Consider the following 15784-nt stretch of genomic DNA (forward strand, 5'->3'; position numbering starts at 1 on the left):
ATAAAAGAATATAAACATGGCAAAATTACCTGTTTCAGAAGAACATATTGTTGCACATTTTGGACCTCATAAAAATTATAGTCCAAAGGAAGGTTATGAAGGAAGGGATGAACCGGATGAATTGGTAAAAACCCATTGTTGTTTTTGCGGAATGCAATGTGGAATTCAATTATCAGTAAAAGAAAATAGAGTTGTAGGATTTGAACCCTGGATGGAATTTCCTTTTAACGAAGGAAGATTGTGCCCAAAAGGTGTTCAGCGTTATTTGCAAAATAATCATCCTGACCGACTTTTGTCTCCGTTAAAAAGAGTACAAGGACAAGGATTTGTACCGACTTCCTGGGATGAAGCCATGGAGAAAACCGTTTCAGAAATAAAGCGTATTCAGGAGACTTATGGAAATGATGCTTTTTCGATGCTTTCGGGAGTGTCATTAACTAATGAAAAAAGTTATTTGGTTGGAAAATTCGCCCGTGTAGCTTTAAAAACAAAAAATCTGGATTATAACGGACGTTTATGTATGGTAAGTGCAGGGGCGGGAAATAAAAAAGCTTTTGGATTAGACAGAGGTTCGAATAATTATTCAGATTTAGAATATGCCGAAGTAATTATTGTAGCCGGAGCTAATATCAGCGAAACGTTTCCAACATTGACGCATTGGATTTGGAAAGCCAGAGACAGAGGAGCTAAACTGATCGTAATTGATCCAAGGATAATTCCATTGGCAAGAACTGCTGATATTCATTTGGATGTCCGCCCTGGAACCGATTCAGCTTTGTATGGTGCCATGCTGAAATATTTGGCAGATCATGACATGCTAGACCATGATTTTATTGATAATCATACTTCTGGATTTCAGGAAACTCTAGATGCCGTAAAGGATAATACACTCGAATGGGCCGAAGAAGTTACAGGAATTAAAAAAGAAAAAATACAACAAGCTGCTGAGTTATGGGGTAAAGCCAATACCAGTTTCTTGCTGCATGCCCGTGGAATTGAGCACCATTCTAAAGGTGTTGATAATGTGTTAGGTTGTATCAATCTGGTTTTGGCAACCGGAAGAATTGGTAAACCCTATTGTGGTTACGCTACTATTACCGGGCAAGGAAACGGTCAGGGAGGTAGAGAACACGGTCACAAATGTGATCAATTACCGGGAAACAGAGATATCGAAAATCCGGAACATCGAAAGTATATTTCAGAAGTTTGGGGAATTAATGAGCAGGATTTACCGGGGAAAGGTTTGTCGGCTTATGAGATTATAGAAGCCATTCATCGAGGAGAAATAAAAGGTTTATTGTCTATTTGTTTCAATCCATTGGTTTCTTTACCAAATAGTAATTATGTTCGTCAGGCTTTAGAAAAGTTAGAATATTATGTGTGTATTGACTTTTTCTTAAGTGAAACAGCCCGACATGCTGATATGATTTTAGCAGGTTCTTTGCAGGAAGAGGAAGAAGGAACGACTACTTCTGCAGAAGGAAGAGTGATTCGTATTCGTCAGGCAGTAACTCCTCCGGGTGATGCCCGAACCGATACTTCTATCATTTTGGAAATTGCCAAACGTTTGGGCGTGAAGGATAAATTTACGTATGAAAACAGTGAAGCTATTTTTAACGAATTGCGTGTCGCTTCGAAAGGTGGAACGGCAGACTATTACGGAATTACATACCAAAGAGTCGAAGACGAAATGGGTGTTTTTTGGCCTTGTCCGGAAATAGGGCATCCGGGAACGCCACGTTTGTGGGAAGATAGAAAATTCAAAACGCCAGATGGAAAAGCGCATTTTAATCCTGCGCCCTATAAACTTCCGGGCGAAGTAACCGATGAAGATTATCCGGTGATTTTAACAACAGGACGTGTGGTTTCTCAATATTTAAGTGGAACACAAACCCGAAGGATTGGAAAATTAGTAGATCAGTTTCCGGAACCATTATTAGAAATTCATCCTAATATGGCAAAACAATATGGAATAAGACAAAGAGAATTAGTAAAAGTTTCAACTCGTAGAGGAGAAGGAATTTTTCCAGCCAATATTGTAGAAACAATTCGGGAAGATACGGTGTTTATTCCGTATCACTGGTCAGGAAAAAAATCGGCAAACCAATTAACTCCGGGAACATTAGATCCAATTTCGAAAATACCCGAATTTAAGGTTTGTGCCTGTTATTTAAAACCTCTCAATGAAATTGCACCGCCTTCAAGCGAATCAACGGCTTATGCCAGTATTTAATCTATAAAGAATTGATAAAAAATGAACTATACCAGTTTTAATAGAAACGAAGAATTTTTTGTAGATATGCAGCGTTGCATTGGTTGTAAAGCCTGTGAAATGGCATGTGCCGAATGCGAAACTAATGGTCAGGAAAGCATGATTCATGTCAATTATGTAGATAGAGCTGCAACGGTTCAAACTACGGTTCAGGTATGTATGCACTGCGATGATCCTGTGTGTGCCAATGTTTGTCCTGCTGATGCTATTTCGAAAGACGAATTCGGAATTGTTCATACCGCGAATACCGAAAGATGTATTGGGTGTTCAAATTGCGTAATGGCTTGTCCTTTTGGTGTACCAAAAAAAGAAGAAAATTATGATTTGATGATGAAATGTACGATGTGTTATGATAGAACGAGCGTAGGTAAAAAACCAATGTGTGCGACTGTTTGTCCAAGTGGTGCTTTATTTTATGGAACTAGAGATCAAATTCATGAAATGCGTCCTAATAGTACCCCTGTAAACAGTTTCATATTTGGTAAGGAAACAGTCAATACCAAAGTGAATATTATGATGCCAAAAGGAAGCACTGAACTTGTAATATATTAAACAATATCCTCATGTCTAAAGAAGATAATTTAAATAAAAACTGGAAAAAAGACTTTCCCATCGAAAAGCAGCAGGCAACTAATGTAAGCCGTCGTGATTTTGCTAAATTCCTGACTTTAGTTTCCGGAGGATTGATGGTAGGAAGCGGTTTAGTTACAGCTAAGGCATATTTGTATCCAAAAGAAGAGGTTTTAGGGGAACATTTTGTATGCAACAAAGACGAAGTTCCATTAGGCGGAACACGCGCTTTTGTTATCGAAGGAAGTACTATTCCATATATATTGATTCATCTGGAAACTGGCGAGTTTAAAGCTTATGAGCAGAAGTGTACCCACCTTTCCTGTTCAGTTTTTTACAAGCCAGGAACTGGAGTTATTCATTGTCCTTGTCACGAAGGCTCTTTTGATGCTAAAACAGGAAATGTATTGGCGGGTCCGCCACCAAGAGCTTTGCCTAAACTGGATGTTTTTTTTAAAGACGATGCTGTTTATGTAAGAGCGGTTCAGGAAGAAAAAATTGCTAAATTATAAATGAGTAAATATGAGTAATTTTAGAAGAAGCCAAAATCAGTCTAATCCGAATAAGTTAAATGCGATTCTTTCGACATTGATTTTTATATTAATTCTTAATGTAACGATGCAAATTTGGTTGCTTTATGTAGCATTAAATAATGCTTTAGATAACAATAAAGAAATCCTCATTCCGGCATTTGTGGCTTCCTTAATATTGTTTATAATAGGTATAAGCCTGCTTTATTATCTGCCAACAGGAAATAGAAATATTCGAAAATAAAAAGTTGGTTTTTTATGTAAATATTATACTTTTTTTAAGATTGAAAAGATATTATTGTATTTTTGTGTACCCCAAAATCGCAAAAACTATGAAAAAACTTGTACTTGCCTTGTCACTATGTGGCTTGTTTTTAATTCAATCTTGTCAATCTGATGATAATTCCGGAGAAGACGAAAAAGTTATCCTAAACACTAATTCCGAAAGTTTAAGCAATAGAATCAATCTTGATGGTTCTGGAGTATTGGATTTAGTTACTTTAAATGTTACCGGAAAAACTGAAGAAACCGCAGCAGGAACTTTTCCAATGTCATTATTAGCTGAGGTTAAAGCACCTACTTATAATGGGAAAACTTTAATGGCAACTCATGTTGATGTTAAAGATAATTATGTTTATGTATCTTATAATACTCAGGGAGATGTTTATTTAGGAGGAATTGATGTTATTGATATCAGCAGCCCTAATAACCCTAAATTAGTAGTTCAGGCCATTTTACCAAATGTTGATGTTAGCACTGTGCTTTTTGATAACGGAAAATTGTATATCGCCGGAGCAGTAGATGCTGATTTTAATAAGGTAGCAACTCCAGCATTTGTAGCTCAAATGCCATTGCAGTCAGGACTTTTGACAAATACTTATGTTTCAAATCAGTTATCAGGATATGTAGGTACAGGACTTGCAGTAGCTGATGCTAAATATTATGCTGTTTCAGGAGATAATGGTGTGATAGCTAAGTTAGATAAAGCGACTAATGTTTTAGAAACAACAATTTCTGTAAATGATTTAAGAGCTATGGGACGCATCAACAATAAAATTGTTGTTTTAAGTGGTGCCGAAGGTGTTAAAGTATATAATGAGGGAACATTAAAATTAGAATCTTCATTTAAAACAGCTATTGATGTAGTCGATGCAAAAAGAACTATTGATTTTCAAGGAAACAATATTTTGGTGTCTCAAGGAGCTTCAGGCTTAGGTGTTTATAATTTGACTACAGGTGCATCAGTACAAACTTTTGCTGTTCCTACAGCTGTAACAGGTATTGATCAAGTTGATATTGTAACCAATGCAGTTTCTGTAAATGGAGATTATACTTATGTTGCAAATGGTGCAGCAGGAATTTCAGTTTATAAAACTACAGATACAAAATTAGCTTTATTAGGAACAATTGCTCTTTCTGGTTCTTCAAATTATGTAAAAAGTGTTGGAGACTACATCTATGTTGCTAGTGGAAACGGCGGACTTAAGATTATCAAAAAAGTAACAGTATCTTCTATTGATTGTACTGGTTTTGCTACTTACAAAGGTGGCGAATGGTTAAATGTAAATTCTAACGAAGATTTAAAATATCAGGGAAGTACTTCTGTAAAAGGAGTGAATGTTAATGATAGACTTACTTTCTGTGGTTCATTGGCTGTGTCAGAAGGATTGAATGTTAATAGTAATGGTATTTTTACTATGAAAGGTTCTTTGGCTCAAGGAAATGCTAATAACCGATGGTTATCTCTTAATATAAATGGTACTATGAGAGTAGAAGGTAGTGTTGTAATTTATGGAAATCTTATTTTGAATAGCGGTGCTAAGCTTGAATTTTTAGGAAACAATTCTGAAATAACTATCCATGGTACTGTAACCAAAAATAATGGAGCTACAATTACAGGTACTTATAAAGATATTTCTAATAAGCTGAAATAAAATAAAAAAAGTTTAGATTAAAAGCTGTTTTACAATTTGTGAAACAGCTTTTTTTGTTTTAGAAAAAGATTTATTATGCGGTTTGTTTTTATAGATTTAGAAATTATTTCTTACTTTTAGTAAATCAATAAGTTTTAAATCCAAAACAATTTACCATGAGTTCAAGTGCTGCATTAAATACTAATAAAATTGCTTTTTTTTCTACACAAGCTTACGATAAAACGTTTTTTAATAAGTATAATAAAGATTTTGATTTTCAATTAGAATTTTTTGAAACACAACTTAACCCACAAACAGTAAGTTTAATAGAAAATGCATCCATAGTTTGTGTATTTGTAAATGATATTATCAATGCAACTGTTATTGAACAATTAGCAGAAAAAAAAGTAAAAATTATAGCTTTACGCTGTGCGGGTTTTAATAATGTCGATTTAGAAGCAGCTAAAAAGTACAATATAAAAGTATGTCGTGTTCCGGCATATTCTCCACAAGCAGTTGCTGAACATGCTATGGCGATGATTTTAACCTTAAATAGAAAAACACATAAAGCTTACAACCGAGTTAGGGAACAGAATTTTTCTCTAAACGGATTATTAGGGTTTGACTTATTTGGAAAAACAATTGGAATCATTGGAACAGGAAATATAGGGAAAGCTTTTGCTAAAATAGCTTTAGGTTTCGGCTGTAAAGTATTGGCTTACGATATTATCGAAAATGATGAAATGGTAAAAGACGGTGTTTCATTTGTTACTTTGGATGAGATTTTTAAATCAAGCGATATTATTTCGCTTCATTGTCCGCTAAACAATCAGACAAAGCATATTATCAATAAAAAGTCTATTGATTTAATGAAAGAACATGTAATGATTATCAATACAAGCCGGGGCGGACTGATAGAAACAGCCTGTGTTATCGAAGGTTTAAAACAGGGGAAAATAGGTTATTTAGGAATCGATGTTTATGAACAGGAAGAAAAATTGTTTTTCAGGGATTTATCAGAAGATATTATTCAGGATGATGACATTCAGCGTTTAATGAGTTTTCCAAATGTTTTGGTAACGGCACATCAGGCATTTTTTACCAATGAAGCTTTAACACAAATAGCATTAATCACTTTCAACAATATAAAATCATTGTTGACAACAGGAGAAATCGAAAATAAAGCAGCATTATTGGTTTAGAAAGTATTAATTAAATGAAGTAAATTATGAAAAATAGAATTCTAATTTTAATAGTAATTCTGGCTATGTATTCCTGTCAGAATAAGAGCGAATCAAAAAATATCATCGAAACTATTGCAGAAGATACGCTTTCGAAAACAGCAGCAGGTACTGCAGATGTAAGTGAAGCTCCGGTAAAAGAAGATAAAAATGCCGAATTGATACGAAAACAATTGCAGATCATTTTAAAGAAGGATTTGTCAATATTGACAAAAGAAGAACGCTATTTTTATTATGAAGCTTTCGATTTAAATAATGATAAGAAAGACGAATATTTCGTTGGTTTTTCTAATCCGTATTTCTGTGGAAGTGGCGGCTGTTCAGGATATATTTTAAATAATGACGGAAGTTTAATCAATTCTTTTACAGTAACTGATTTTCCTATTTTTGTGGCTACTTCTTCTAACGAGAAGTTTTATAATTTAATTGTAAAAAGCAGAGGAATATTTCATCTTGTAAAAATGAACAACGGAAAATATCCATTAAATCCATCTGTTCAGGAAAAATGGAAAGGAGAAATTCCGAAAGAAAGTTCCAAAGTTTTGGATATTTACGGAGATAAATTAGAGAAACATTCGTTTTAAATAAAAACAAGAAAGCCGATAGCTAAACTATCGGCTTTGGTATTTTTAAGACCAACTTATTTTGTTTCTTCTTTTTCAATAGGAATGTCTTTTTTCAAGCCATGACTGTATGCTTTCCTGAATTCAACATTTTTTCGGTGGTGTGTGTTTTGAGCAATTCTATGCTTAAAGTGTTTTTTGAAATCTTCACGATGATGTTTTTTTGTAGCTTCCCATTTTTGAAACTGTTCTGCCGAAAGCGTTTTTTTCATTCTTTGCTTCATTGCTATTTGCTCGTCAAGCATTTTACTTCTCATTTCAAATAGCTCGTCTGAAGTGGGTTTTGCAGTTTTGTCTTTTCTGTTTTTTATAAAAGCTTCTCTTTTTTCATTTTGTTCAGCAATTATTTTACCCATTTCTTTTTGTTGCGAAGCGTTCAAATCCAACTCTAATGTCATTTTTTTTAACATCAGTTGATTGCGTTGTTCCGGTGTGAATTTCACCATCTGATTTCTCTCTGGTCTTTCGCGTCTTTCCTTTTTTTCAGGTCTTTCTGTTTTTTCTTGTGCAAAGGCTGTCATTCCTATAACAGCTACAAGTACGGTTGCAATTAATTTTTTCATGGTAATAAGGTGTTTAAGGTTTTTAAATAAGACCTTAGAAGTTGTGTAAAGTTTAATTACAAATAAAATTTATGAAATTATTAGGTTTTCGAAATTACGAAACACAAAAAAAGGAACTCCGTTATGAAGTTCCTTTTTTATGTATTTATTCTTTTATTTCGTTCTGCTCTTTTTTGCGAAATATAAAATTCAGCATCTGAAATTAGTTTATGAACTGTTTCATCTGAATGTTTTACTAAATTATTTAATGATTCATAAAAAGGATTTACTCTAATTTTTATCCAATCACGATTATCAATAGTTGAGCAATAAAAATGAATTTTACACAGTTTTTTTATATCCTCTTCGATGGTTGTTATATCAAGATAAATGTAAAGATTATTTGAAAAACTATTGTTTACTGATCGATTTGAGATAAATTCAAATAAAATTTTTTCATTATTGATGGTGTGCTCTAAATAACCAAGATTATTTTCTTTTAATCCGGTGTACTTGCTTTTTAATAATTCTAAAATTTTTTGTTTTCTCTTTATTGGGATTCTTTTTGCAACTACTTTTTCAAAATAGATTTGATAGCAGATTACTATTGAAATTAAAAAGCAAAATATTATAATTGTGGATTGCTGCATTTGGAAATGTCTTTTGTTTGGTGATTTTATAAAAATACAAAAGGAACTCCATTATGAAGTTCCTTTTTACGTATTTATTATTTAAGATTTTGAATTATCCCACTAATTCCACAACTTTACTTTCACCATCCACAGCTACTTTTGTCAAGCCATGTTTTGATAAGTTTTTCATAGACGCATCCCATTTTTTACCGCTTAAATTAGCATTCATTTTTAGTTGCTGAAGATCCATTTTGTTTTCGCTTTTCTTCAATAAATCTACTATGAATTTCTCTTCGTCAGATAATTCAACAGTTTGTTTTTTCTCCGGACGCATTTGCGGGAACAATAATACTTCCTGGATAGAAGCATTATTAGTAAGGAACATCATCAAACGATCCATTCCAATTCCTAATCCAGATGTTGGAGGCATTCCGTATTCTAAAGCCCTTAAGAAATCTTCATCGATAATTCCGTTTGCTTCATCATCACCTTTTGCAGCCAAACGCATTTGATCTTCAAAACGCTCTCTTTGATCAATTGGGTCATTCAATTCAGAATAAGCATTGGCAACCTCTTTTCCACAAACCATTAATTCAAAACGCTCCGTCAATTCAGGGTTGTCACGATGTTCTTTACATAATGGCGACATTTCTTTTGGATAATCAGTAATGAATGTTGGCTGAATATAGTTTCCTTCGCATTTAGCTCCAAAAATTTCATCAATCAATTTTCCTTTACCCATGGTTTCGTCAACCTCAATTCCCATGCCTTTAGCCGCTTCGTACAATTCAGTTTCACTTTTTCCTGAAATATCAAAACCGGTAAAATGTTTGATAGAATCAGTCATCGTTACACGGGCAAATGGCGCTTTGAAACTGATTTGGTGTTCTCCAAAAGTTACATCGCTGGTTCCGTTAACTGCAACAGCACAGTGCTCTAACAATCTTTCGGTGAAATCCATCATCCAATTGTAGTCTTTGTAAGCTACATATATTTCCATAGCGGTAAATTCCGGGTTGTGAGTTCTGTCCATTCCTTCGTTACGGAAGTTTTTCGAAAACTCATAAACACCGTCAAATCCACCTACGATTAATCTTTTTAAGTACAACTCATTGGCAATACGCATGTACAACGGAATGTCAAGCGAGTTGTGGTGCGTAATAAACGGACGCGCCGCAGCTCCACCCGGAATCGATTGTAAAACCGGAGTTTCAACTTCTAAATAACCTGCATCGTTAAAGAAACCACGCATGGCGTTGAACAGTTTCGTTCTTTTAATGAAAGTTTCTTTTACGGCTGGATTTACCGTTAAATCTACATAACGCATACGGTAACGCAATTCGGCATCGTTAAAAGCATCAAATACTTTTCCGTCTTCGTCTACCTTTGGTAATGGTAACGGACGTAAAGTTTTACTTAAAAATGTAAATCCACTCACACGAATACATTTTGCACCCACTTGTGTAGTAAATAATTCACCTTCAATACCAATAAAATCACCTAAATCGGTCAATTTTTTGAAAACCTGATTGTATAAGGTTTTGTCGTCTCCTTCGCATAAAACATCACGGTTCACGTACATTTGGATACGTCCTTCGCTGTCTTGTAACTCAGCAAAACAAGCTTTACCCTGATCACGAACACTCATTAAACGTCCCGCAACAATTACCTTCTTACCTTCTTCAAACGTTTCCTTTATCTGCTTTGATGTATGATTTACAGGAAAAAGGTTAGCAGGATATGGGTTGATTCCCAGGTTGCGTAATGCTTGAAGTTTTTCTCTTCGGATAATTTCTTGTTCTGATAATGCCATTATAGTCTGATTTTAAGACCGCAAAGATAACAAATTGATTGCAGATTTCAGAAAGCTGATTTTAGAATTTTAAGAAGATGTAAAAGAAAGAAAAATCAGTAATAATTGTGATAGGAATTAAGAAAAGTTTCTTAAACTTGTGGATGTTTAATAGTTTACAGTAATTGCTAAATAAATGTTCAGTAAGAATTTTATATCGTTTTTAAAAGAAGCACAATTCACTTTTGAAATATTAGCTAGCGGTATTACACAGCTTGGAAAAGTAAATTATGCAAAAAAAGGATTGTATTTTACATCTTTCACTTCTATTTCTACTGGATTAGAAAGAATCGGGAAAATTTGTTTAATATTAGATTACTGCATCAGAAATAATGGAGATTATCCATCAGCAAAAACCTTAAAGAATGACATCGGTCACGATCTGGAAGAATTATACAAGAAATCTAAGGAGATAATTTCTCATTTCGATTTTAAATTAAACTATTTGCAAGACTTAGAAGATCCTATTTATATTGAAATTTTATCTATACTTTCCAATTTTGCAAAAGGAGACAGATATTCAAATATAGATTTTCTTGTGAATAAGAATCCTAAAAATGATCCAATAAAAGATTGGCATTTAAAAGTTGACCAGGTTCTTTTTGAGGAAAGGGTTTCGCAAGCAAAAAAAGCCAAAATAAAATTCAATTCGGAAATGGCTGGTCGTATTTTAGGTGGGCTTTCAATAGTTCAACATTTAAGTGAAACTGGATTAGAGTTGAATGACATCGAAACATCCAGTTATCAAACAGGAGTTGCAAGTGCAGTATCAAAATATCGACAGTTATATACGTTGCACATAATAAGATATTGGGTATGCCTGCTACGAAAACTTCAAGATGAAGCCTATAAGAAAAAGTTAGACATTCCTCATTTCTCGGAAATATTTGCAATATTCAACAATGAAGATAGTTATCTCCTAACTCGAAAGACATTTGAGAGATTATAATAGTTACAGATATAAGATAAGGCGGATTTTAATTGCAAATCCTCCTATCGATGAGTGGAAAATCTCTTTAACTTAATTTTCAAAAATAATAATTTTATAAATTGGCGTCTTCGTGACCTCGTGCGATTAGTTTGTATATTTGGCAAAACAAAAAATAAAAACATCATGAAATTATACCAATTACTTAGTGTTTCACTTTTAGTATTAACTCTTGCAAGCTGCAACTTCACCGAAAATATCAATGTTCAGCCTGACGGAACGGGAACTTTTGCTTTAGAAATGGATGGTTCGGGTTTTATGGCGATGGCGGGAGATCAAGCATTAAAAGGACTTGATCCGGCAAAGAATAAAAAAAGTATTGATTCTACTTTTTTATTCAAACAGATTTTTGAAGAAAAGAAAGACAGTATTGCAAAGTTAGCTCCTGAGCAACAGGCGGCTTTAAAGAAGCTGGAAAACTTTGTGATGAATATTAAAATGAATCCCGAAGCCAAACAATTTTTATTCTCGATGAATACACCTTTTAAAAGTATCAATGAATTAGATGGCGTGATGGAAAGCATGGGGAGTTTAAAAGACCTCAAAGGAAAATCAGACAAAAAAGACAATCCGGCGGCAATGTTGAGCGGTCTTGGAAACAATAATTCGAAGTTGAGTTTTAGCTATAACGGCAAGAATTTTATCCGAAAAGCTATTGTTTCTAAAGAAGCACTGAATAAAATAAACGCCGATTCAACAGGAATGGCTAAGATGATTTTTGCTTCGTCTAAATATACGTTGAAATACCATTTTCCAAAGGCGGTAAAATCGGTTTCAAATCCTGATGCGATGTTTAGCGCTGATAGAAAAACAATTACGGTTGAATATCCTTTTACTGATTATTCTGAAAATCCGGAGAAGTTGAATTTAAATGTGGTTTTTGAGTAAATTTTTTAACCACAAATTATACGAATTGTCACAAATGAATCTTTGTAAATTTGCGAATTTGCGGTAAAATAATCTCATTTGTGATGTTGTTGTGACTTCGTCGTAAAACAGAATATTTAATCGTAATTTTGCACTTCAAAGTAATGCAATGAACAAAATTATCCAGTTTCAAGATTTAGGCGCCAAAGATTATAAATCGACCTGGGAATATCAGGAAGAGTTATTCAAAGGAATTGTGGATTTGAAAATCCAGAATAGAAGAGAGGAAACCGAAATTCCGACACCTAATTATTTTCTTTTTGTAGAGCATCCGCATGTCTATACTTTAGGGAAAAGCGGTGATTTTGAAAACTTATTGCTTTCGGAGAAACAATTGGAAGCCAAAGGAGCTACTTTCTACAAAATCAATCGCGGTGGTGATATTACCTATCACGGTCCGGGACAAATTGTAGGTTATCCTATTCTGGACTTAGAAAATTTCTTTACTGATATTCATAAATACCTGCGTTTTTTGGAAGAGGCCATTATTCTGACTTTAGCTGAATACGGAATCGAATCCGGACGCAGCGATGGCGAAACAGGAGTTTGGCTAAGTGTAGGAACACCATTTGCTAGAAAAATTTGTGCAATGGGTGTACGCGCTTCGCGCTGGGTAACCATGCACGGATTTGCTCTAAACGTCAATGCCGATTTGGGTTATTTTGATAATATTATTCCTTGTGGGATTCGCGGTAAAGCAGTGACTTCACTACAGGTAGAACTTGGTGTCGAAAAAGTGGATGAAGAAGAGGTGAAATCCAAAATCATTAAGCATCTGGCTGAATTATTTGCTTGTGAATTCCAGTTTCAATAGCAATATCAAAAAATCAACAGCAATTTCAACAGCAATTAAAACTTTTTGAACTTAGCGTGAGTTTCGTGAACTTCGTGGTTAAATTAAATCCAGACTCAACTGCTCTGGCAACAATCTAAAACTCATGCGGTGGTATTTTGTTGTTCCATATTTTTTTATGGCTTCACGATGTTCCTGAGTAGGATAACCTTTGTTTTTTTTCCAGTTGTACATTGGGAATTCTTCGTGAATTAGGTTCATGTATTCATCCCGATAGGTTTTTGCTAAAACAGAAGCCGCAGCAATACTCAAATATTTAGAATCTCCCTTAATGATACTTTGATTTGGAATTGATTTTAACAATTCGATTTCTTCAAAGGTAAATTGTTTGCCAAAATTATGCTTTAACCCCAATTTAGCATTCAATTTCCTATTGCCATCAACAATAATAAATTCAGGTTTGGTGTGCAATTTCAAAATAGATTCCTGCATGCCTTTCATCGAAGCGTTCAGAATGTTGATTTCGTCAATTTCTTCAGGAAACAAATGCGTTACCGCAAAAGTAATTGCTTGTGATTCGATAATAGATTTTAGTCTCTCACGTACTTTTTCAGAAAGTTGTTTACTGTCATTCAATAGAATATTTTCGAAGTCTAAAGGTAAAATTACAGCAGCAGCAGTTACAGGTCCGGCGAGGCATCCGCGACCAGCTTCATCGGTTCCGGCTTCAAGAATAAGTTGTGAAAAAGTAGAGGCAAGCATATAGAAATAGTTACGAACGGCAAAGATTATAAAATTTTTAATATTATTGTTCGTTAATCTTATGTTTGCTTATAAAGAAGGCATAATTAAGATGTTTTTTTATACCGTTTTATCGTTTACCTTTGCCACGTTATAAGTTTGAAAATAAAAGCCCAATTATATATCTGTTTCGAATGAGAATTCTCTTTTTTATATATTTTTTAGCACTGCCAATATTGATGTTTTCTCAACAGAAAGATTCGAAAAAAGATCCTAGGGAAAACGAAAAACCTAAACAAAGTTTTTCAGACAGGCTGAAAGGGAAAAATGAAAAGGATACCGCTAAGGTGGCCTCAATAGATATGTATCGTTTTATCACTTTAGAGCGGGATACGACTTATTTAGATACTGCATTAACTATTCAAAGAGAATATACGATGAATTATCTTCGCCGTGATCTCTTTGGATTATTAGCTTTTTCGAATGAAGGTCAGCCTTATAACACATTGCAATATACTGTGACCGATAGTTCACCTTATCCTGAATTTGGTTTTAAGGCAAAGCACTTTAATTTTTTAGAAGCGAACCAAATCAGATATAGTTCTGTTGCAACTCCTGTAACCGAATTATTTTTTAGATCAACCATTGGAAAAGGACATTCAGTAGATTCATTTTTTACATTAAATCTTTCGCCAAATCTTAATTTTTCTATTGCTTACAAAGGATTACGTTCAGAAGGAAAATATATTAATCAGTTAACCAGTACCGGAAGTTTTAGGTTTACAGCAAGTTATCACACTACGAGTCATCGTTATCATTTAAATGCCCATTTTACGGGACAAGATGCTTTGAGCGAAGAAAATGGCGGAATTACAACAACAGATAATTTCGAAGGCGAAGATCCAAATTTTAATAACAGACAGCGTTTACAGGTTTTTTTGACTGATGCTGAGTCTTTCTTGAAAGCTAAACGTACATTTGTAGATAATAGTTTTAGAGTGAATCCAACTCATGCAGCCAATAATTTATATGTAATGCATCAGTTGAATTACGAGAATAAATTTTTCGAATACTATCAGCCTACTATACTTTCTGCGGTAGGGACACAGTCTGTAGTTCGTTTTGGTGATGCTATTATGGCTTCGGGGCTTAAAGACCAAACCCGTTACAACAAAATGTACAATAAAGCTGCTTTAAAGTATGAGAATACCACACTGGGTGAATTTCAGTTTTTTATAGATGATTTCCGCAGCAATTATTATTATAACCGAATATTAATTAGAGATAATGATGTTGTTCCATCCAGTTTATCCCGAAACATTAATAGTATTGGTGGTCAATATGAATATCAAAAAAATAAATGGCATGGTAAATTCCTGCTTTCCAGATCGATTACAGATCAGTCCTTATCTAATTTGGATGCCAAATTAAATTATGATTTGAATGATGATTTTCAGTTTGTTTTTGGATACCAAAACCTGAATAAATTGCCTAATGATAATTATAATTTGTTCCAAAGTAATTATGTGAATTACAACTGGTCTAATAATTTTAAAAACGAAAAAATCAATGTTCTTAGCGGAAGTGCTGTTACGCCTTGGTTTGACGCTTCTTTGAACCTGTCTACATTGACAGATCATTTGTATTTTGAAAATATTGCAACTAATGAGCTACAGCAAATTATTGCTCCAAATCAATATGGCGGAACGATAAAATATGTTTCTCTTAAATTGAGTAAGGAAATTACTTTTGGAAAATTTGCCTTGAATAATACTGTTTTGTATCAAAAAGTAGATCAAAATGATGCCATATTAAATGTTCCTGATTTAGTGACACGTAATACCATTTATTACACGAATTATTTCTTTAGCAGAGCTTTATTTCTTCAGGCTGGTGTGACTTTTAATTATTTTACAAATTATTTTGCTAATGATTACAATCCGGTAATTGGGGAGTTTTTTGTACAACAGAAAAAAGAAATTGGCAATTATCCTAATCTTGATTTCTTTATCAATGCTAAAATTCAGAGAACCAGAATTTACATAAAAGCCGAACATTTTAACGCGGCTTATACAGGTAATAATTATTATTCTGCACCAAATAATCCGTATCGTGATATGACGATTCGTTTTGGTTTAATTTGGAACTTCTTTAACTAAT

Annotated in this window: 15 protein-coding genes; 11 read left to right on the forward strand and 4 right to left on the reverse strand. The window is 33.8% G+C overall.

What is annotated here, in order from left to right; all coding sequences use genetic code 11:
• Nucleotides 1-16: 16 nt before the first annotated feature.
• The 7 genes from FEM21_RS09385 (at nt 17) to FEM21_RS09415 (ending at nt 7110) form a co-directional block, all read left to right on the forward strand.
• Nucleotides 17-2233, forward strand: a complete 2217-nt coding sequence (locus FEM21_RS09385; protein ID WP_035659846.1) for a molybdopterin oxidoreductase family protein — start codon at nt 17-19, stop codon at nt 2231-2233.
• Nucleotides 2234-2254: 21 nt separating this feature from the next.
• Nucleotides 2255-2824: a 4Fe-4S dicluster domain-containing protein gene (locus FEM21_RS09390; RefSeq protein ID WP_035659848.1), complete on the forward strand. Its 570-nt coding sequence runs from the start codon at nt 2255-2257 to the stop codon at nt 2822-2824.
• Between the two features lie 11 nt (nt 2825-2835).
• The gene (locus FEM21_RS09395) at nt 2836-3354 is read left to right on the forward strand and encodes a QcrA and Rieske domain-containing protein (RefSeq protein ID WP_035659850.1); all 519 of its coding nucleotides are present in this window, start codon (nt 2836-2838) and stop codon (nt 3352-3354) included.
• 10 nt (nt 3355-3364) lie between these two features.
• Nucleotides 3365-3616, forward strand: coding sequence for a DUF6755 family protein (locus FEM21_RS09400; protein WP_035659851.1), 252 nt, complete (start codon nt 3365-3367; stop codon nt 3614-3616).
• Between the two features lie 88 nt (nt 3617-3704).
• Nucleotides 3705-5306: an LVIVD repeat-containing protein gene (locus FEM21_RS09405; protein ID WP_035659852.1), complete on the forward strand. Its 1602-nt coding sequence runs from the start codon at nt 3705-3707 to the stop codon at nt 5304-5306.
• 155 nt (nt 5307-5461) lie between these two features.
• Nucleotides 5462-6487, forward strand: a complete 1026-nt coding sequence (locus tag FEM21_RS09410) for a 2-hydroxyacid dehydrogenase (protein ID WP_035659854.1) — start codon at nt 5462-5464, stop codon at nt 6485-6487.
• A gap of 26 nt (nt 6488-6513) precedes the next feature.
• Nucleotides 6514-7110, forward strand: coding sequence for a hypothetical protein (locus FEM21_RS09415; RefSeq protein WP_035659855.1), 597 nt, complete (start codon nt 6514-6516; stop codon nt 7108-7110).
• A gap of 56 nt (nt 7111-7166) precedes the next feature.
• Here FEM21_RS09415 and FEM21_RS09420 read toward each other — a convergent pair whose 3' ends face one another.
• From FEM21_RS09420 to lysS, 3 genes are all read right to left on the reverse strand, one after another.
• Nucleotides 7167-7712: a hypothetical protein gene (locus FEM21_RS09420; protein ID WP_051627545.1), complete on the reverse strand. Its 546-nt coding sequence runs from the start codon at nt 7710-7712 to the stop codon at nt 7167-7169.
• Nucleotides 7713-7849: 137 nt separating this feature from the next.
• Nucleotides 7850-8341, reverse strand: coding sequence for a hypothetical protein (locus tag FEM21_RS09425; protein ID WP_035659856.1), 492 nt, complete (start codon nt 8339-8341; stop codon nt 7850-7852).
• Between the two features lie 94 nt (nt 8342-8435).
• The gene (gene lysS / locus FEM21_RS09430) at nt 8436-10136 is read right to left on the reverse strand and encodes a lysine--tRNA ligase (RefSeq protein ID WP_035659857.1); all 1701 of its coding nucleotides are present in this window, start codon (nt 10134-10136) and stop codon (nt 8436-8438) included.
• A 175-nt stretch (nt 10137-10311) separates the two neighbouring features.
• Between lysS and FEM21_RS09435 the strand changes: the two genes are divergently transcribed.
• From FEM21_RS09435 to lipB, 3 genes are all read left to right on the forward strand, one after another.
• A complete protein-coding gene (locus FEM21_RS09435) occupies nt 10312-11124 on the forward strand; it encodes a hypothetical protein (protein WP_035659858.1) in 813 nt (270 codons plus the stop codon).
• A 165-nt stretch (nt 11125-11289) separates the two neighbouring features.
• Nucleotides 11290-12051, forward strand: coding sequence for a hypothetical protein (locus tag FEM21_RS09440; RefSeq protein ID WP_035659860.1), 762 nt, complete (start codon nt 11290-11292; stop codon nt 12049-12051).
• A gap of 148 nt (nt 12052-12199) precedes the next feature.
• Nucleotides 12200-12904 (forward strand): lipoyl(octanoyl) transferase LipB, encoded by a 705-nt coding sequence (gene lipB / locus FEM21_RS09445; protein WP_035659862.1) that lies wholly within the window; start codon nt 12200-12202, stop codon nt 12902-12904.
• A 78-nt stretch (nt 12905-12982) separates the two neighbouring features.
• On the opposite strand, the gene FEM21_RS09450 is transcribed toward lipB, so the two are convergent.
• On the reverse strand, nt 12983-13645 hold the full coding sequence (locus FEM21_RS09450; protein ID WP_035659864.1) for a ribonuclease HII: 663 nt from the start codon (nt 13643-13645) through the stop codon (nt 12983-12985).
• Nucleotides 13646-13863: 218 nt separating this feature from the next.
• Between FEM21_RS09450 and FEM21_RS09455 the strand changes: the two genes are divergently transcribed.
• On the forward strand, nt 13864-15783 hold the full coding sequence (locus FEM21_RS09455) for a putative porin (protein ID WP_236353598.1): 1920 nt from the start codon (nt 13864-13866) through the stop codon (nt 15781-15783).
• The last annotated feature ends 1 nt before the right edge of the window (nt 15784 follow it).

Source organism: Flavobacterium seoulense, from assembly GCF_000695795.1.
Lineage (GTDB): Bacteria > Bacteroidota > Bacteroidia > Flavobacteriales > Flavobacteriaceae > Flavobacterium > Flavobacterium seoulense.